Annotated in this window: 14 protein-coding genes; 7 read left to right on the top strand and 7 right to left on the bottom strand. The window is 38.9% G+C overall.

Annotated features, from left to right (window positions below):
* Window positions 1-6: 6 nt before the first annotated feature.
* The 3 genes from MMG00_RS01930 to artP form a co-directional block, all read right to left on the bottom strand.
* On the bottom strand, window positions 7-702 hold the full coding sequence (locus MMG00_RS01930; RefSeq protein WP_242153231.1) for an ABC transporter permease subunit: 696 nt from the start codon (window positions 700-702) through the stop codon (window positions 7-9).
* A 128-nt stretch (window positions 703-830) separates the two neighbouring features.
* Window positions 831-1,571 (bottom strand): transporter substrate-binding domain-containing protein, encoded by a 741-nt coding sequence (locus tag MMG00_RS01925; protein WP_242150621.1) that lies wholly within the window; start codon window positions 1,569-1,571, stop codon window positions 831-833.
* 86 nt (window positions 1,572-1,657) lie between these two features.
* A complete protein-coding gene (gene artP / locus MMG00_RS01920) occupies window positions 1,658-2,383 on the bottom strand; it encodes an arginine ABC transporter ATP-binding protein ArtP (RefSeq protein ID WP_242150618.1) in 726 nt (241 codons plus the stop codon).
* 346 nt (window positions 2,384-2,729) lie between these two features.
* Between artP and MMG00_RS01915 the strand changes: the two genes are divergently transcribed.
* Entirely contained in the window at window positions 2,730-3,572 is an 843-nt protein-coding gene (locus MMG00_RS01915) for a hypothetical protein (RefSeq protein WP_242150615.1), read from the top strand.
* Window positions 3,565-3,981 carry an Mth938-like domain-containing protein gene (locus MMG00_RS01910; protein WP_242150612.1) on the top strand — a complete coding sequence of 139 codons (417 nt, stop codon included), beginning with the start codon at window positions 3,565-3,567 and terminating at the stop codon, window positions 3,979-3,981. The genes MMG00_RS01915 and MMG00_RS01910 overlap by 8 nt, the downstream gene beginning before the upstream one ends.
* Window positions 3,982-4,845: 864 nt before the next feature.
* Here the strand turns inward: MMG00_RS01910 and MMG00_RS01905 are convergent.
* From MMG00_RS01905 to ttrB, 3 genes are read right to left on the bottom strand one after another with little or no spacing between them, the layout of a single operon-like run.
* Entirely contained in the window at window positions 4,846-8,085 is a 3,240-nt protein-coding gene (locus MMG00_RS01905) for a molybdopterin dinucleotide binding domain-containing protein (RefSeq protein ID WP_242150609.1), read from the bottom strand.
* Entirely contained in the window at window positions 8,075-9,166 is a 1,092-nt protein-coding gene (nrfD, locus tag MMG00_RS01900) for an NrfD/PsrC family molybdoenzyme membrane anchor subunit (protein ID WP_242150607.1), read from the bottom strand. Before nrfD ends, MMG00_RS01905 begins: the two co-directional genes overlap by 11 nt.
* Window positions 9,163-9,903: a tetrathionate reductase subunit TtrB gene (gene ttrB, locus MMG00_RS01895; protein WP_242150604.1), complete on the bottom strand. Its 741-nt coding sequence runs from the start codon at window positions 9,901-9,903 to the stop codon at window positions 9,163-9,165. The genes nrfD and ttrB overlap by 4 nt, the downstream gene beginning before the upstream one ends.
* Window positions 9,904-10,211: 308 nt before the next feature.
* On the opposite strand from ttrB, the gene MMG00_RS01890 reads away from it, so the two are divergent.
* The 5 genes from MMG00_RS01890 (at window position 10,212) to recQ (ending at window position 16,129) form a co-directional block, all read left to right on the top strand.
* Complete coding sequence (locus MMG00_RS01890) at window positions 10,212-12,122, top strand: PhnD/SsuA/transferrin family substrate-binding protein (protein ID WP_242150601.1); 1,911 nt, start codon at window positions 10,212-10,214, stop codon at window positions 12,120-12,122.
* An 89-nt stretch (window positions 12,123-12,211) separates the two neighbouring features.
* Window positions 12,212-12,829 carry a hypothetical protein gene (locus MMG00_RS01885; RefSeq protein ID WP_242150598.1) on the top strand — a complete coding sequence of 206 codons (618 nt, stop codon included), beginning with the start codon at window positions 12,212-12,214 and terminating at the stop codon, window positions 12,827-12,829.
* Window positions 12,830-12,885: 56 nt separating this feature from the next.
* Window positions 12,886-13,542, top strand: a complete 657-nt coding sequence (locus tag MMG00_RS01880) for a hypothetical protein (RefSeq protein WP_242150596.1) — start codon at window positions 12,886-12,888, stop codon at window positions 13,540-13,542.
* A 78-nt stretch (window positions 13,543-13,620) separates the two neighbouring features.
* Window positions 13,621-14,226: a sigma-70 family RNA polymerase sigma factor gene (locus tag MMG00_RS01875; RefSeq protein WP_242150593.1), complete on the top strand. Its 606-nt coding sequence runs from the start codon at window positions 13,621-13,623 to the stop codon at window positions 14,224-14,226.
* A gap of 94 nt (window positions 14,227-14,320) precedes the next feature.
* Window positions 14,321-16,129 (top strand): DNA helicase RecQ, encoded by a 1,809-nt coding sequence (recQ, locus tag MMG00_RS01870; protein ID WP_432805925.1) that lies wholly within the window; start codon window positions 14,321-14,323, stop codon window positions 16,127-16,129.
* Between the two features lie 449 nt (window positions 16,130-16,578).
* Here the strand turns inward: recQ and MMG00_RS01865 are convergent, their stop codons facing one another.
* The gene (locus MMG00_RS01865) at window positions 16,579-17,814 is read right to left on the bottom strand and encodes a class I SAM-dependent methyltransferase (protein ID WP_242150587.1); all 1,236 of its coding nucleotides are present in this window, start codon (window positions 17,812-17,814) and stop codon (window positions 16,579-16,581) included.
* Window positions 17,815-17,837: the final 23 nt, after the last annotated feature.

Genomic DNA, 17,837 nt, shown 5'->3' with positions numbered 1-17,837 from the left:
ACGCTCCTATTTCGCTGGCTCTTGATCGTATTTAGTAATACGGTTGTAGAGTAAATCTTGTAATTTTTGACTCACAAGCGAAATAACAAGATAAATCAGCGCTGCCATAGCGTACCAAGTAAAGCCATCAGCGGTTGCACTATAGATATAATCTGTCTCTTTCATTAATTCATGAACTCCTATTAATGAAACAAGCGCAGTATCTTTAAGTAATACCAACCATTGATTACTTAATCCTGGAAAAGCGTGGCGCCACATTTGCGGCATGACAATATAGAAAAATGTCGCAGGTTTTGATAACCCTAAAACAGCTCCTGAATTCCACTGATCTCTAGGGACAGCAAGAAGCGCTCCACGAATTGTTTGTGATGCGTAAGATGCATAGATCAAAGAGAGCGCGAAAGCCCCCAAACCAAAGAAAAGAAACTCACCATAGGTATCTAGCAGATTAAAGTAGGCATCAACAACACTTTCCGGCAAAACATCTTCAAACTCTAAAAAGAGATATGGTAAACCAAGGCCAATTAAAAAAATCACAATCAGCTCAGGAAGCGAGCGAATAATAGAGACAAAGAATGTGACAGGCCACCTAATAATACGCCATCGGCTTAACTCCAATAACGCTAAGATATTTGCCCATAAAAAACCTAAAACCAATGCAACAATCGCCAATGAAATGGTCGTCTTTGCTGCTACGAGCATTGCCTGAAAATAGCTACTCGTAAAAATATCAAAAAAACTGGTTATACCACTCACACTACTTCCTCTATCTACAAACAAAAAGCGATGAGTTTGCCATCGCTTTTTGTTCAATCACCACTTAAATATAATTATTGATCAAACCATTTTTTGTAGATTTCATCATATTTACCATTTTCTTTAATGGTTTTAAGTGCGCCATTAATCTCTTCTACAAGCGCTTTATTACGAAGACCAACACCAATTCCTAAGCCTTGACCAAAATATTTAGGATCCGTAACTTTCTCGCCAACAACAACTAACTTGTCATTCTCTTTAATATAATCACGAACCACTTCACCATCCCCAAACACCACATCAACACGGCCTAATGCTAAATCGCTCATTGCTGATGGATATTGAGGATAAACAGAAACCTTAGCATCTTTATAAGTATCTCTAATATATTGCTGATGCGTTGAACCTGAAAGAACACCAATCTTCATCTCTTCAACATTCTTAATAGAATCTGCTTTATCAGCAGTAGAGACATAAATTGAGTAGTTAAGGTAGTATGGTTCACTAAATGCTAACTGTTTTGCACGCTCTTCTGTGATATCCATTCCTGAAATGACCGCATCATAACGGCGAAGACGAAGGTTTGGAATCAGTGCATCAAATTCTTGCTCTGAGTATACACACTCTTTTTGTAATACATTACAAACTTCATTCATTAAGTCGATATCAAAACCTAACAACTCATTATTCTCCCCTTTATATTCAAAAGGAGGATATGCAGGGTTTGTACCAATTGTTAATTTTTCTTGTGCCAGTGAAACAGTGCCACTTAAAAGTCCTGCGGCAACAAGCAACAATCCTAATTTTTTTTTCATAACTCTACTCCATCTAATTTTATTTTTTAATCTCTTTACATGCTTAGATAAAACTTATCAACACACATTGAGCAGTATAGCTCGAATTAATGGGAAAGATACTGTTTAAATTCAACCGTCTTAGGCTCTGTAAACATCGAGGCATCCCCCTCTTCAACCACTTTGCCATTTTCCATATAGACGACATATGTGGCAATTCGTTTAGCAAAATCAACATCGTGTGTTACGACGATTTGTGTAATCCCTGTTTTAGCAAGCTCTTCAATAATTGTCGCTACTTGAGAGGTTATTTCAGGATCAAGCGCTGCCGTTGGTTCATCAAAGAGTAAAACATCAGGATCCATCATCAAGGCTCGTGCAATTGCAACACGTTGTTGCTGACCACCTGAGAGTTTAAGAGGAAATCTAGTTTCTAATCCTTCAAGCTTTAAAGAGCTTAGCGCTTCAAGTCCGCGCTTATTTGCTTCTGCTTGATTCATCTTCCCTAATTTTACTGGCGCATACGTTAAATTTTGTAATACGGTTCGATGCGGCCATAAATGGTATTGCTGAAAGATCATCCCCACTTTCTGACGCAGATCTCGTATTGTTTTCTCTGAGATACTTTGTGTGAAATCAAAATTAAAACCCGCAATTTCTAAAGAGCCCTCTTTAGGACGTTCTAGAATATTTAAAATTCGTAATAAAGAGCTTTTACCAGCGCCACTTGGGCCCAATAATACAACGATCTCGCCCTCTTTTGCCTTAATCGATACATCAAAAAGGACTTGTGTATCACCATAAAAATAGTTTAAGTGCTTCAGCTCAATCATCTTTTTTCCATCTCTATCTTGCAAGACCTGCATCTTTCACTCAATTTTGAAAGATACTATCCACGCTAATTCTTTACAAAACGCATTATAAAATCATTTTTTAAACCTGCCTATTCTACGGTATTTTTTTCACTTTTGCTGAACCTTTTCTGGAAAAGTATTAAAAGTACGTAAAATCCTTAAAAGGTAAAATTCTCCTTAATCCCAGGTTTAACTAATAAGGCTTTAATTGCCAACAGTTATAAGATACTACTATCAACTTCAATAATCTTTGGTAAGATGAATCGCTAGTGATTTTTAGCAATAAAATTGACTTACTTCCTTTCACTTTGACGAATGACGACTTATGAAAAAAGCTCTTGTTGAAAAATTTCTCGATACTCCAAACAAAAAGATCTCTCTAATGGGAATGAGCGGTGTTGGCAAAACCCATCTATCTAAAAAACTTCCTAAAACAGATTGGTTTCATTACTCTGTTGATTATCGCATTGGGGATCGTCATTTAAGTGAAGAGATACATGATTTTTTAACACTAGAAGCGATGCAGCAACCCGTTTTAGCAAAATTAATCAGAGAAGGTGCGATCTCCGTTCAATCTCAACTAACCGTTGATAATCTAGCCCCTTTGTCTGCCTATCTTGGTATGATGGGATCGGAAAGCAAAGGTGGCGTTAGTCTTGAGCTTTTTTTAGAACGATTAGAAAAACACCGTCTTGCTGAAATTAATGCTGTTAAAGATATTCCCTACTTTATGGAAAAAGCGGAGAAGATCTTGGGTTTTTCCAATTTCATTATCGATACAAGTGGAAGCTTTTGTGAAATTCAAGATGAAGCTAGCTGGGAACTTATAGGGACAAATTCGCTCTTGGTTTATATCAAAGCCTCAGAAGCTGCAAAAAACTATGTGATAGAACGCGCACAAACACATCCAAAACCGCTCTATTATCAGAAAGATTTCTTACTACCACAAATTGAACTTTATCTTGAAGAAACAGGATTAACATCTAGTCATGAAATTACGCCATCGGACTTTACAAGATGGATATTCCCAAGACTCATTGAACATCGTTTAGGTCTCTATGAGATGATTGCCGATAAATATGGGATAACCATTGATGCGGAAAGGCTCTATCATGTTAAAAACCAAGAGGAATTCTTTGAATTAATTAAGGAGGTTGCTCATGCATAAAAACCCACCGCCAGGCTCTGGCTCAACGATCCAACGGGAAACAACAGATAATTTACATATCAAAAGTTATGCTCCCCACTATTTTAGACTCAATGATGAAACAGAGTGGGAAAATACAGCCATTTTATTACAAAATAAAGAGGTCATTACCGATCCACAAATTATCCCTAGCACCTTTGAAGAGCTAACAGAAGCCCACTTTGAAGCTTGGGCCGAGCGTAAGCCAACTGTAATTTTAATTGGTACCGGCAATCAAATGCAGTTTCTTGAACCCAAATGGCGTGCTTACTTTTACCAAAGAGGGATTGGGATTGAAACCATGGCAACCGAATCTTTATGCAGAACCTTTGCAATCTTAGCAACCGAGGATCGTAATGCTCTAGGGATCTTCTTCCCCATAAAAGCTTAACTATAGTTGATCCGGTTTAAGAAATATTATTTTAAAAGTAAAACCCTATAGTGTATGGATCAAACTAACTTGCACGATGCCAGATAAAACCTATTTCACTATAAAATCTTTTCAACAGCAAAATCTTCATAAAAAAACCGCCTAGCTTTAAAACTAGGCGGTTTCCTCTTATCATCCATGATAAAAATTCATCCTTGATTTAACCAATCCTGGTTAAACATCTTCTCATTCTGATTCCATCCTCCCTTCATCCTTGAAGGGTAAACTTCCATAAACTGTTATCCCTAACAGGTATTTCTGAATGTTTCATCCTGAAAGCGAAGCCGAATCCATTCTTTTCATCCTTGAAATAACGTCTTCCTTGACGTTATAGAGACATCATACCCGTTATCGATAACTAAATCTAATTTAAATTTTCAATAACTTACAAATAAAACCATATAAATATATTTTAAAACATTTTGAGCGGTTGGAATATCCTATCTTCATAAAAAACCGCCTAGTCAATAGACTAAGCGGTTCCTCTTATCATCCTTTATAAAGGCTCATCCCTGATCTAATCTTCCTGATTAAACATCTTCTCATCCCAGTTGCATCTCTTCATCCGTAAAGAGATCTCCATCAATGATTATCCCTAACTATTAACCGTGAATGTTTCATCTTGAAAACGAAGCAAATCCTCTGTTCATCCTTGAAATAACATCTTCCTTTACGTTATGAGGTTATTTAAGCCTTTCAAAACAATTAAATCTAATTTAAATTTTCAATAACTTACAATTAAAACCATAAATATACACTAAACACCTTCTTTAAAAAAAACCACTTAGTCCGAAAACTAAATGGTTTTTTGATGCCGCTAATATTTTAGATTTTTACAATTCTCGCTGGAATCCCCTGCCTTACAGCAGCTCCTGTTACCCAATCAAGCCAAGGTGCAGGAATAGGCCTTGAAGGATCTGAGATTGCTAAATCATTTAGGTTCAATCCGCTACCAACATGCGCACTAAACTCCATCTCTTTACCATCAATGATATGAGCTCTTGCACCTACATCTCTTCGACCATAACCATGCTCGATGGCTAATACTCCTGGTTTTACCCCATCTAACACCATAATTTGTGCTTCTTGAGCCCCATTTGGAGATTCAATACGAACCATGTCTCCATTTTCAATATTAAACTTCTTGGCATCAACGTCACTAATTGCCACAAAGTTTGTTGGTTTAATCATTCGTAATCTTAAGGTTGAACCTGAAGTACTACTGACAATATTTGATTTAAATGATGTTAATGATAATGGCCACTCCTCTTTCGGGAATCGCTCAAATACGGAGCTGCCATCTGCAAATCTTGGGGGATGATATGTAGGAGTTCCGCTATAGCGCTCCCCATTTGCAAAGTGACGATGAACGCCGACATTTTCATTCCAAAGCTGTAATGTTGGTGCCCATTTACGAACCATCTCATCACCATCCCAGCCTGTGTCATAATCTGCAAAGCGCCCACCACGAGCAAAGATATAAGCAACACGCATCTGCTCTTCTGGCTTTAATACAGACTCAAGTGCGCCCTTAATACGTTTTACACCCGTTAACTCCAACTCTTCACGAGTAGATTCAGGAACAGGAGCGCCATCAAATGCCATATTTGCAGCAGCTTTAAGATAGAAATCTTCAGCTTTGTGAATAGGGAAGTTTTTACCCTCAAAGTCCTTAATCGCATTATCACCAAATCCAGGAAGCCCCATTTTTTTAGACACTGCAATAAAGAAACTCTCCATTGAGATCGGCTGACCTTGTGCATCTTTATCAACTCTTGGTTCTACAATCGGCCATCTTGCAGTAGATGTTTTAAAAGGAACCCCTGCCCAAGCACCGCCAAACCCCCAGCTCTCAAAGTTATGCGTATCTGGCACAATATAATCAGCCATCGCCGTTGTTTCATTAATAAAGGCATCAATCGCCACAAAAAGCGGTAATACTTTTGGATCAGCAAGCTTATCTAACAATAATTGCCTAAACCCTGTAATCCCATAGACCGGGTTTGTCATATTACTAATCCACGCTTTAAGCGGATAAGGATCGGCATTTAATGCTGAAATCAACATCTCTGTAGCCTGACCACCGGCAAATGGATACCAAGGGCGGCTCGCAGGATAAGGATTTTCACCGCGTGCTTTCTTCTCTTTATACTCAGTAGAGGATTCATAAGGGCGTTTTGCACGGCCAATCATGATCCCTTTAGGCTGAACCATACCATCAAATTTTGTAAAATCATAACGAGGTCCTGGCCCAAATTCTGCATATTTTCCACCATTAACATGCATTCCGCCAGTATAGTTCATATTGCCGATTAAGACGTTTAAGGCAAGTAATGACCATGTATTGTAAAAACCATTTCCACTCATCATGCCGCCATGCGTAATAATTGCCGCCTTATGACCATGACTTGTAAACTTACGTGCAAGCCCTTCAATAGTCTCAACTGGAACACCACAAACTTTACTATACTCTTCGATCGAATAACGATCTGCTGAGCGTTTAAGCATGGTGAAACTTGTCGCTACTCCAACGCTTGAACCATCTGCTAAAGTTACTCTTCCTTCATGCAATAACTCACCACGAAGTGCCGTATCCACGTCAGAAAGTTCTCCTGTTGCCGCATTTAGCGTAAGAATAGGACTCTCAGCACGCTCACCACCTTCAATATCTGCTAAACGAAGAAATTGTCCATAAAGTGGGCTCTCTTCTTCAATAATTACAAGATGCGTTGCATTAGAATGACTCACCGCTTTTGCCGCCGCCATTCCCGCTTTTCCCGGTACCGTTAAATAATTATCGTTATAGCGTTTATTGTCAATAATATAGCGAATCATCGCCATCGACATGGCGGAGTCTGTTCCTGGAAGAATGGAGATCCATGTATTATTTTGTGTCGCTAAAGTGTTGGTCATCGGTAAATTTGGCGCCACAACAGCATAACTAAAGTCTGCCGCATCTTTTGTTCTTGCTTTTGCCAGTAATCGGCCTTGACGCTTAAATGGGTTACCAGATTGTGCCGGTGATGTTCCCATAAAGACGGCAAACTCAATATTCTCTAGATCAGGTTTTGCATGTGCGTTACTGTTCATATCGTTCATCACAGCACCTGATCCTAAACGATACGCAAGCCCGCAATAAGCACCATGTGCTGTAAAGTTACGCGAACCAAAGGCATTATTAGTAAATCGACGAACAAGTGGTTCACGTCCTTCATTACCGGCATTTGAAACAAGAAGCTGATTTGCTTTTACCCCAAATTCTGGATTTTTAGGATCAATTAAGGTATCGAGATCACGAATATCTTTTAACCCATCAACATGACCTTCACCAAAAAGGTTCCCACCATTAACAACTTCCTCAATGAGTTGCTCAAAGCTAATGCGCTTCCATTTTCCTTCTCCACGTTTACCAACACGCTTTAAAGGAGAGAGAACACGATAAGGGCTCGCAACCGACTCCCCCATTTGAGAGCCTCGGGCACAAGCCGTTGAGCGATCATAAAGTCCACCATCGCCCCCTAATTTAGTCCAAGCTTCAGAAATTGGCATATCATAACGATACTGCTCTTCACTTGAAAGAGGATGATAAGGATTTCCGGCAACGCGGATAACTTCATTTTTCTCTTTATCTACACGAACGCGGATACCACAAACAGTCCAGCAACCAAAACACTGAGTATTTGACATCGCTTGCGCACTATTTTGGACCCATTGACCATTTTCAATCTGGCCTTCTACGGCTAAGGCATTTCCAAAAATTGCATTTTCAGTGGGTTTATCCGAGGTTCCTTTGATTAAACCTGTCACCATATTTTTAGCAGTATTACTATACCCTACCGCAAATGCAGCAAGTCCACCTGCTGCTGCGACCCCTTTAACGACATTACGGCGCTTACGACGTGCGGTTTCTTCAGCCGTCTCATTTACTTCATTTTGCTCTACATTATTTTCAGTAGCTTGAAGATTACTATTTTTTAATTTTTCATCACTCATATGATTCTCCCTCTTATCATCACTAGCATTTTTAAGATTGTTCGGTAATTCACTCTTTGAATTATGATCCATATTGAACTCCCTTAAAGGTTAACCAGCGATCTTGTAATAGACTCCAAACAATAATGACAAGCGTGAGCCAGAGACCAAAAGTTGCAAGAATTCCTAAAAAGCCACTAAATCCCCAATCAAGATGATATGGGTTAATAACAACGTTATATTTAGGAAGTGTTTGAGATTGCATAAGGATTGCCCAGCGAACTGTCCATGCTAGCGATAATGATCCTAATGCTAAAAGTAGATCAATAAAACGGCAGTTAATACGGCGATGATTAAAATTCACAATGCTATAGATCATCAATACCAACCAATAGATCAACAGACTTAAACCAATGGTCCACCATACAGAGCCTTTATTAGGTAAATCTCTAAAAGCAGCACCTGCTGGAGTATTACTCATAGCCCATCCTATAAGCGTAATAGCAACACCGATTAATCCTATTAATTGAAAACGGCTTAAGATAGCGGTTTCATCTTGACGGCGAGACCATCTTGAAGAGAGTGAGTTCCATGCTTTAACACACATCGGTACCGCTTGAAATGCTGTAAAGAAGAGTACCCAAGGAAGCCATGGAGTAAACCAAATAGGCTGAGATTTAAGGACATTCACCTCTTTTCCTGTATAAAGAAGAATCATAAATGCCGTTACTAAAAGACCAATAGAGGTCCATTCAAGCCATCTACTGGCATTTAAATCTGTCCAATGAAGCGCCCTAAACCATTTATAAGTACCTTCCTTCGTCGTATTTTCCCGTAATAAAAGTAAAAACTGTACGATAATAAAGACCACAAAAAGAGGTACAAAAATTGCCCCAATCCACATCCATGACCAAGGTGCCATCTGAATATAGAAGTTAAAGAATCGCCCTGGTTGATGTAAATCTGCTAAGAGCGCAATCGGCCCTACAATCCCAGCAGTTATCCCAAAACCGACAACGAGTAATTCAAGCCCTTTATACTCCCCATGTTTCCACCATCTTAAGATTACAGCAATCAAAGATGCGGATGCCGCTAATCCGATAAAGAAGAAATATTGCACAGCCCACGGAAGCCAAGCAATCTCTTGTGGTAATGTTAATAATTCACGAATCATAAGTTGATCTCCTGCCATAACATTGCTTGTCCTTGAACTTGCGATTGGAACGCATCATCAAGACCAATATAAAACACCTGTGGCGTTGTTCCTTGCTCAGGTTTTAACACCTTAATTTCATCAGCAAATTCAACGAGCATCTTGCTAATGACGCTATTAGGATCTTTCATATCTCCAATAATACGAGCGCCACCCACACAAGATTCAACGCAAGCAGGTAATAATCCCGCCTCTAAGCGATGAGCACAGAAGGTGCATTTATCAGCTGTTCCTGTCTCTTCATTAATAAAACGTGCTTCGTAAGGACAAGCTTGAACACAATAAGCACAACCCACACAAATTTTACTATCCACAACCACAATCCCATCTTCTCTTTGGAAGGTTGCTTGCGTTGGACAAACAGGAACACAAGGGGGATTATCACAGTGATTACAAAGACGTGGTAAAACAACGTTTGTCGCCTTATCTTTCTCATAACTAAAGACTTGATACTGTCTTACCGTTGTTCTAAATTGCCCCGCTGGCATCTGGTTTTCCACCGTACAACTAACAGTACAAGCCTGACAACCAATACAACGGCGAAGATCAACGATCATACCGTAACGTTTACTCGGATCTCCCTCTCTTCGCGGGGGAACATGTTTCTCTTGCGCTCTTGCTTGCTGAAGACTAATGACAGCAGCTCCCGCTGTTAATGTGCCTAGCTGCTTCAATAGATCTCGGCGTGTAATATCCATGACTTCTCCTTTTTTAGTTTATAAGCTCGTTTCTGCTTCGACTCATAAACTCAACCATGATAATTTTCTGATACTCTTATCATTCAATTTTTAAGCAATACTCTCTATTGTGGTAAACCACATAAGCTGACAAAAACTGACCTAGAGCAATAAATAAACCCTCAATAAAGCCCAGATCACTTAAAAAGCGTGACTTTTTCAAAGCCTCATCACAAAATGAAGGCGTTATCTTGGCAATAATCCCCAAAAAATCTTGATAAGGCGTTGATCGAGATTACAAATAATGAGAGCAATAAAAAGAGATCACTATGCTAAAAAAGTATCTATCACAGCATGATGAATTATCAGCCTTACTAAAAGGCATGAAGATCATTCTGCTTCAAATTAGTAAAATGAGGCATATATGGCTTTTAATCATGGTGGTGATAAGTACGCTCAATCCTTCATTAGCACAGGTTTCTAAAAATGCGCTAGATCTTCTACAGCAACAAACACTGCAACAAACCTCTAATCTTCAAACCCAATGTTCACCTTCCCATAAATCAGAAGACACAACGCGCATCACTATTGGCGTTTTAGCACCTTATGGCGATGCAACGGCAGAAAGGGAGTGGTGCGCTTGGATTCAAGCACTCAATAGTGCTTTGCCGGAGCTACACTTTATTTTAAAGCCGCTTCAAATTAATAATATAGAAGCAGAAGTCAATAGCGGAGCCATTGATCTTCTTCTCTCTCATCAAGGCGTTTTTGTGAATTTACAAACCAACGTTCCCGTTCGTTGGGTTGCAAGTTTAGAGGAAAATATCCATTTAGAAGACACTAACGCTAAAATCGGCAGTAGTATTTGGGTCAATGAAGAGAGCCCTATCGAAACTTTAAGTGATCTTTATGGCAAAAATATTGGCGCCGTCAGTACTAAAGCATTAGGAGGATTTTTACTGGCTTATCATGAGATGATGCAAAATGTGCCAGAACTTCGAAAAAATATCTATTTTCAATATCATGGCTTTCCTATTGAGACGCTCTTTAACAAACTTGCTGATCATCAAAATGATGCCATTATCGTGCCGGCGTGCCTTTATGAGCGTTTAGAAAGACAAGATATTTTGCCTAAAGGAAATTTTCGCTTAATTAACCCTAAACAGATTGAAGGGTTTGATTGCCAAACAAGTACGAACCTCCTCCCTAGCTGGTCACTGGCCGCTCTAGATTCTTTAGATAGCGATATTGCAAAAAGTATTCAAGCAGAGCTCTTTAGAGCAGCAGATCCAACACTTCCCACATGGCAGCTCCCATATACTTTAGCAGAAATTAGCCAACTTACTTATGATGTGAAGTTTTATGAAGGGCAAGAAACCCTGTTTGAAACGCTCTTTCGCTTAGCCGTTACTAATAAAATTTGGCTTCTTTTCTTTGCACTCTTTTTATTAATTTTGCTTATTAACCATCTCTGGCTTAGTTACGCGGCAACAAAAAGGCGAAAACAACTCGACTTAGCTTATAAAATGATGCACGACTATGAAGCGATGCTCTCTAAAGCAGATCGGATGAATATCTTAGGGGAGATGGCAAGTGGCATTGGGCATGAGTTAAATCAACCACTTTCAACGATTCGTAACTATGCCGAGGGCAGTATAATGATTCTTAAAAAAGAGCGTGAAAATCATCCGCTCTTAATGCCTATGCAAAAAATCAATGAACAGGTCAGCCAATGCCATAATATTATTAAAAATTTACGATCATGGGCCAAGCCTAAAGAGAGCTCCATTCGAGAAGCGGTTAATCTTAAACTGTTTCTCGAACGCATTATTGAGATTACTCGCTTGAGAATTCGTAATGATATTAATATTAGCGTCAATATCCCCGATGACTTTACCATAATTCTAACGCCTTCAATCTTAGAACAAGTGATCGCAAACTGTCTTATGAACTCCGCACAAGCCGGCGCAACATTGATAGAAATTCGTAGTAAAATCTACCCCAAATATATCAAGCTTTTTATCTTTGATAATGGACCTGGATTTGATGAAGCAGAACTTAATGCTCCATTTGTCCCTTTTAGAACCTCTAAAGAAGATGGTTTAGGATTAGGATTAGTCATCTGTCAAAGACTCATTGAAAGTATCGATGGAAAACTTAGAATCGATAATCGCAAAGATGGAAAGCAAGGAGCTGCTGTGAGATTAATTCTCTCACGGGAGCTAACGCTTGATAAATAAAAAAACAAATAAGTGCCAATAAAAACAAAGAGATGAAGTTTTAAAAAGATAGGTTATGATAGCCAATATCTATTTTTATAAGGGATTCCATGATGCATCAACCTATCTCACCTTTTTTTGCCTCATTCCCATTAAGTATCTCCTTTTTGCCAATCTATCTTTACGCAAACTTTACCTCTTTAATAGGAATTGTTTTTTTAATAACCGCCTATATCTTTAGTTATATCTCCCTTATTGCACTACTCTATATTATTGCGATCTACCTTCAGCAAAAGATGGCGCATGTCTCGCAGCCTTATCGCATGATATTAGTCTCGATCATCTATCTCTTTTTGATAATAGCGATCCTTTTTACCATTTATCTCATTGATCCTGCGTCTTTATCGCTAATAACCAATGGCGCTTTACCGCTATTAATAGTGGCTCTTATCAGCTACGTTATCTTAATAAAGCTCCAGAAAAAAAACCACCTTCGCTTTAAGCATCTAATATGGCTAAGCCTAACAGCGCTTACTGGAATAATGATTGGAATCATTACAGGTGCTTTCCTTGTGATCTTTCAAAGTGATGATCCCGGCATTATTATCACCTTTACATTAATGTTTGGAGCTATAGGCCTTATAGCCTCATTACTCTCTTGCGCTACTCTTTTTACCTCCGTAAAAATTATTACATCTGTTTTACCTAATACGATGAAAATTTTCTAAACTCAGACAATAGAAATGATTATCCCTTTTAAATATTAATAATATCCCTCTTTATAATGCAAAAAAACACTCCACAACGATCTTCTAAGTCACCTATTATCCTTCCATTAATGCCATTTTTAGTGATATTTTTTCTAAGCCCCTCATTCATTCCTCTTCCGCTATATTTTGGTGTTGAAATCAACCTTGGTTTAGGAATATTAGCTGCTTTCCTCATCCTTATTGGGGGATTAATACTCTATCTAACGAGCATTTTCATCAATAAAATCATTTCCACAAAAGCACCTTACATCTCAGATCCCTTGCAATTTTCCGTACATATCTTTCTCTCTGCTGTAATAATCGTCAGCCTTCTATTACTCACTCCAGATTCCATGAGTATATTTGCGCTATTATTTAGTGGTCCTCCCGCTCTTATTACAGCAGCTTATAGCTATCAATATCTTAAAAATAGGCTATATAGAGTCCCTCTCTCCCTAAAACTTATTTGGCGTTGGTTGAGTTTTACCATTATTCTTGGCGCTACTATCTCCTTTTTTCTCTCCTTAATCCCTATATTACTGATCGCTCGTCAAGGCCAAGGGTTTCTGCCTGCATTATCTATCGGCTTAATCGGAGCTATTTGCGCATTACTATCCTGTTTACTGCTACTTTTTTACATCAAAATAGATCAATGCCTTAAAACACATTGCATTATTAACTACAGTTCATGATCAAAAAAGATAATTCCTTTGTAATAATTTATAATAAAACCTCTTTCCAATTCCATTAATTAGCCAAAAGGATGACTCATGAAAACATTAACCGTCCATATTGTTGATGATGAACCTGATGTTCGTGAATCTTGTGAGTTTTTAGTCTCAACACTAAACTACCCCACAACTCTTTGGGAAGATGGAAAAGCCTTTATTGAAGGGGTTGATTTAAGTTTGCCGGCAATTGCTATTGTCGATTTAAGAATGCCAAGACTCTCTGGTGATGCGGTTATTACAATGCTCAAAAACCACCAAAGCCCCATTGGAGCGATTATCTTAACCGGTCATGGTGAAGTCTCTACTGCCGTTAAAACACTTCAAGAAGGGGCTGTTGATTTTTTAGAGAAGCCAATTGATTTAACAACCTTAATAGCCGCCCTTGAGCGTGCAGAAAAGACGACCTTAGCACGCGCGAATCAAAACAAGATCATTACACAATTTAATACCTTAACAGAGAGAGAAAAGCAGATCGCAAGCCTTGTTTATGAGGGGTTGACGAATAAAGAGATTGCCGAGAAAGAATCTATCTCTGTGCGCACCGTTGAAGTCCAGCGTGCTAGCGCAATGAAAAAGCTTGAAACAGACTCTCTCGCAGAATTTATCGCAACACTCAATGAAGTGGATAATCTCCTCACCAAATAATGGCTTCTTACTTTTTAGATTGCTTAAGTAAATTGAGAAACACTATACTTTAAAGGGCATTTCTGCTACTGTTTAAAGCGTTTTCTAAAAGGGAGTGATTCAATTGAAAGCACATCAAGCGTTGCAAAAATATTTTGGCTATAGCGAATTTCGCGATGGTCAAGAGACGCTGATCAATGCAATCTTAGAAGGCAAAGATGCGCTTGGCATCATGCCAACAGGTGGCGGAAAATCTCTCTGCTATCAAATCCCAGCGCTACTCCTTCCCCATATCACACTTGTAATCTCCCCACTGATCTCACTTATGAAAGATCAGGTCGATTCCCTCTCTGAAATTGGTATTTCTGCAACCTTTATTAATAGTACTTTAGATGAAGAGACGCTACGAGAGCGCTTAATCGGCATTCGAGAAAACCGTTTTAAGATTATCTATATTGCCCCCGAGCGCCTAAATACCTATTCTATTCGTAATCTCTTCTCCGCAGTTCCTATTAGTTTTATTGCCGTAGATGAGGCGCACTGTATCTCTAAATGGGGTCATGATTTTCGCCCCGCTTATGGGGAGATTGTTGATTTTGTCTATCAACTTCCTTATCGCCCACCTATTGGAGCTTATACAGCCACTGCAACGCTCGATGTTATTGATGAGATCAAACAACTACTCCATCTACAAGCACCGATAGAATCGATTATTAGCTTTGATCGTAAGAATCTTACCTTTGAGGTTCTTAAAGTATCAGATAAACGCCAATATATCGTTGATTTTATCAAGCGATTTTACCCCAAAGATGCCGGTATTATCTACTGCGCTACTCGTAAAAGTGTGGAGACATTAACAGAGTTTCTCCAAAAGTCAGGCTTTAATGCATTAAGTTACCACGGGGGAATGCTAAGCGATGATCGAGAAGCGAATCAAAATGCCTTTATCTTTGATAAAACACAAATTATTGTCGCAACCAATGCTTTTGGAATGGGAATCGATAAATCTAATGTCCGCTTTGTCATCCATTACAATATGCCGCAAAACATGGAAGCTTACTACCAAGAAGCGGGACGCGCCGGAAGAGATGGGGATCCTGCACATTGCCTTTTAATGTATTCTCCAAGAGATATCTCCAATCAGAAATATTTAATTGAAAATAATGAATTCTTAGTGGATCCTGAGCGCAAAACAATCCTCTATCAAAATCTGCAATCCCTCATTGATTATTGCCATTCAGAAGAGTGCCTTCGCGCGGATATTTTGCGTTACTTCTCAGAAGTTCCAAGCTTTGAAAGCTGTGATAACTGCGGAAATTGTACTAATACAACGCCGAAAATTAATATTACAATTGAAGCGCAAAAAATACTCTCTTGTGTCTATCGAGTGGAACAAAACTATGGGTTAACCACCGTTATTCAAGTATTACGAGGCTCTAAAAACCAACAAATTTTAGAGCGAAATCTCGATAAAGTTTCAACTTACGGCATTATGAGTAACTACTCTGATCGCGCTATTCGGGAGATGATTATGACGCTTATTGCTCGTGGATATCTCTACCAAACGCCTGATGCTCGCCCCATTTTAAAACTTAAAAATGAAGCAAAAGCGATTCTTAAAGGTGAAAAGCAACTCTTCCATCGTCAAGACTTAATTGTTCATAGAGAAGTCTCTAATCCTGAAAGCCATTATCGCGCACCTTTTTATGAGCCACTTCGTGAACTACGCTTAGAGCTTGCCCGTGAACGAGATGTGCCGGCATATGCAATTTTTACAGATGCAACATTAAGAGAGATCGCAGAGCTTAAACCCAAAACGCCAGGTGCATTCCTTAATATCAAAGGCGTTGGAATGAAAAAGCTTGATCAATATGGCGCTATTTTTATCGATAAAATCAAAGAACTAGAAGCAATAATGGGCTAATTGCTACTCCAAGTCATTATATAGTGAAGTAGGTTCAAAACAGGCTGATTTAAATGCCGGCACATCATCTATTAACAATAAGAAATACGTTCTACCCAGCAGCTTGTAAGTACTGTTTAATACGAGCCTTTATAGATTTATGCACGGCTGAAGGGAATATTTCGTGTTCTTTCTAAAATCCCGTACCAGCTATTTATAGTGATGTATAGTGAAATCGGTTTAAAAGTGACTGAATCAGATTGCCGGGGCATCGCTTATGAAAAACGAAAAAGCCGTTCTATCCGGCATTATGCAAGCTAGTTTAATGCACGCACTGTACTATTTTACTTTTAAGAAAGTACTTCTTAAATCGACTATAAAATCCCTTGAGGTAAAAAAGAGATCCTTAATGGATCTCTCTTTCTATCACTTATATAAGCTGATGCTATTTCAGATAATTTCCGGCACAACTATAGATGATGGGCATAATCATGTAATTCAAATCCTTGTAGAGCATGATCAAAGTTTTTCCCAACCGCTAAGACTTTAAAACGCTCCCCCATCTCTTCAGGATGAATCAAATGCTGAACTCGCTTTGATAATTCAAACCATGCAAGTTCTCCCTCTTGTGTGTCTGGCAGCTCAGCTTTATCTATCGCAACTAACTCTTGTAACTTATTGCCTAATAAGAAATAAGATTGCGAAGTATAGCCTAAGAACTCTAACCCCATATCCACTAAAACAGTTGCTGCTTGCGTAAAATTGACGTTTGCGGTTAAATCTTGCAATCCGGGATAGAGATAGAAATCTTCATGGGCTCGATGCTTATAATGAGCAATTAACGTTCCGGTCATTCGCTCTGGACGATAATACTCTTTCTCATCATAACCATAATCAATAAAGAGTGCGGTGCCTTGTGTTAAAAATTCAAAAAGTGGCGGTAACCAACTCTCTAAATGGGGACAATACTCTGTTTCGTAGCCTTCAGGAAGCTCAATTCCCCGAGTTTTTAATGTTTCATAAAAATCCTCTAGCGCAGTATCTGCTTCTCTTAAAACCGGCGTAAACACCACTGTTTTATCAGAATCATTGATAGTTAATCCCACATCTACGTATTGCGGCTTTCCCTCAACCATTTTAAAACGTTCAACACTTAAAGCATCTAATACTTCATTAGCAACGATCACCCCTTTCCAAGCAGATGTTGGCGGTGAATCAATCCATACAACTTGATCTATATAATCTGGTAAAGCCTCAGCAATTAATGTTTTTTGTCGCTCAATAAGATTTGGTGAAACTTCTAAAATGAGATATTTATCGGGGAGTTTTCCCGCTTTTTTAAGATGCAGCAAAATATCACGAGCCATTGTGCCATTGCCGGCACCGATCTCTAGAATCTGGTACGCATCATCGATAAGATCACCAATCTCAATAATCTGATTGGCCAATGATCGAGAAAAAAGATCCGAAATTAAAGGTGCTGTAATAAAGTCTCCCTCCCGCCCAAAAACTGCCTGAGGACCCGTATAGTATCCAAGTGTGGGATGATAGAGCGCTTGATCAAAAAAACGAGAAAAAGGCATCGCCCCTGTCGCTTTTATTTCAGAGACTAACTCAAAAGCAAGCTTCGCTGAGAGCGCATATTCATCATAGGAAGGTTCAGGTAAACGTTCTTCATTATTCACTTCACTCTCAATTTGCATCATTCTTTTCCTTTTATAAAACCTAA

It is taken from the genome of Ignatzschineria rhizosphaerae (assembly GCF_022655595.1).
GTDB lineage: Bacteria > Pseudomonadota > Gammaproteobacteria > Cardiobacteriales > Wohlfahrtiimonadaceae > Ignatzschineria > Ignatzschineria rhizosphaerae.
This window is presented reverse-complemented; position numbering and strand designations above follow the sequence as displayed.

Excerpts from the sequence above, each read along its gene's own strand:
- MMG00_RS01930 (WP_242153231.1), bottom strand. The coding sequence starts at position 702 with ATGCTCGTAGCAGCAAAGACGACCATTTCATTGGCGATTGTTGCATTG.
- MMG00_RS01925 (WP_242150621.1), bottom strand. The coding sequence starts at position 1,571 with ATGAAAAAAAAATTAGGATTGTTGCTTGTTGCCGCAGGACTTTTAAGT.
- artP (WP_242150618.1), bottom strand. The coding sequence starts at position 2,383 with ATGATTGAGCTGAAGCACTTAAACTATTTTTATGGTGATACACAAGTC.
- MMG00_RS01915 (WP_242150615.1), top strand. The coding sequence starts at position 2,730 with ATGAAAAAAGCTCTTGTTGAAAAATTTCTCGATACTCCAAACAAAAAG.
- MMG00_RS01910 (WP_242150612.1), top strand. The coding sequence starts at position 3,565 with ATGCATAAAAACCCACCGCCAGGCTCTGGCTCAACGATCCAACGGGAA.
- MMG00_RS01905 (WP_242150609.1), bottom strand. The coding sequence starts at position 8,085 with ATGGATCATAATTCAAAGAGTGAATTACCGAACAATCTTAAAAATGCT.
- nrfD (WP_242150607.1), bottom strand. The coding sequence starts at position 9,166 with ATGATTCGTGAATTATTAACATTACCACAAGAGATTGCTTGGCTTCCG.
- ttrB (WP_242150604.1), bottom strand. The coding sequence starts at position 9,903 with ATGGATATTACACGCCGAGATCTATTGAAGCAGCTAGGCACATTAACA.
- MMG00_RS01890 (WP_242150601.1), top strand. The coding sequence starts at position 10,212 with ATGCTAAAAAAGTATCTATCACAGCATGATGAATTATCAGCCTTACTA.
- MMG00_RS01885 (WP_242150598.1), top strand. The coding sequence starts at position 12,212 with ATGATGCATCAACCTATCTCACCTTTTTTTGCCTCATTCCCATTAAGT.
- MMG00_RS01880 (WP_242150596.1), top strand. The coding sequence starts at position 12,886 with ATGCAAAAAAACACTCCACAACGATCTTCTAAGTCACCTATTATCCTT.
- MMG00_RS01875 (WP_242150593.1), top strand. The coding sequence starts at position 13,621 with ATGAAAACATTAACCGTCCATATTGTTGATGATGAACCTGATGTTCGT.
- MMG00_RS01865 (WP_242150587.1), bottom strand. The coding sequence starts at position 17,814 with ATGATGCAAATTGAGAGTGAAGTGAATAATGAAGAACGTTTACCTGAA.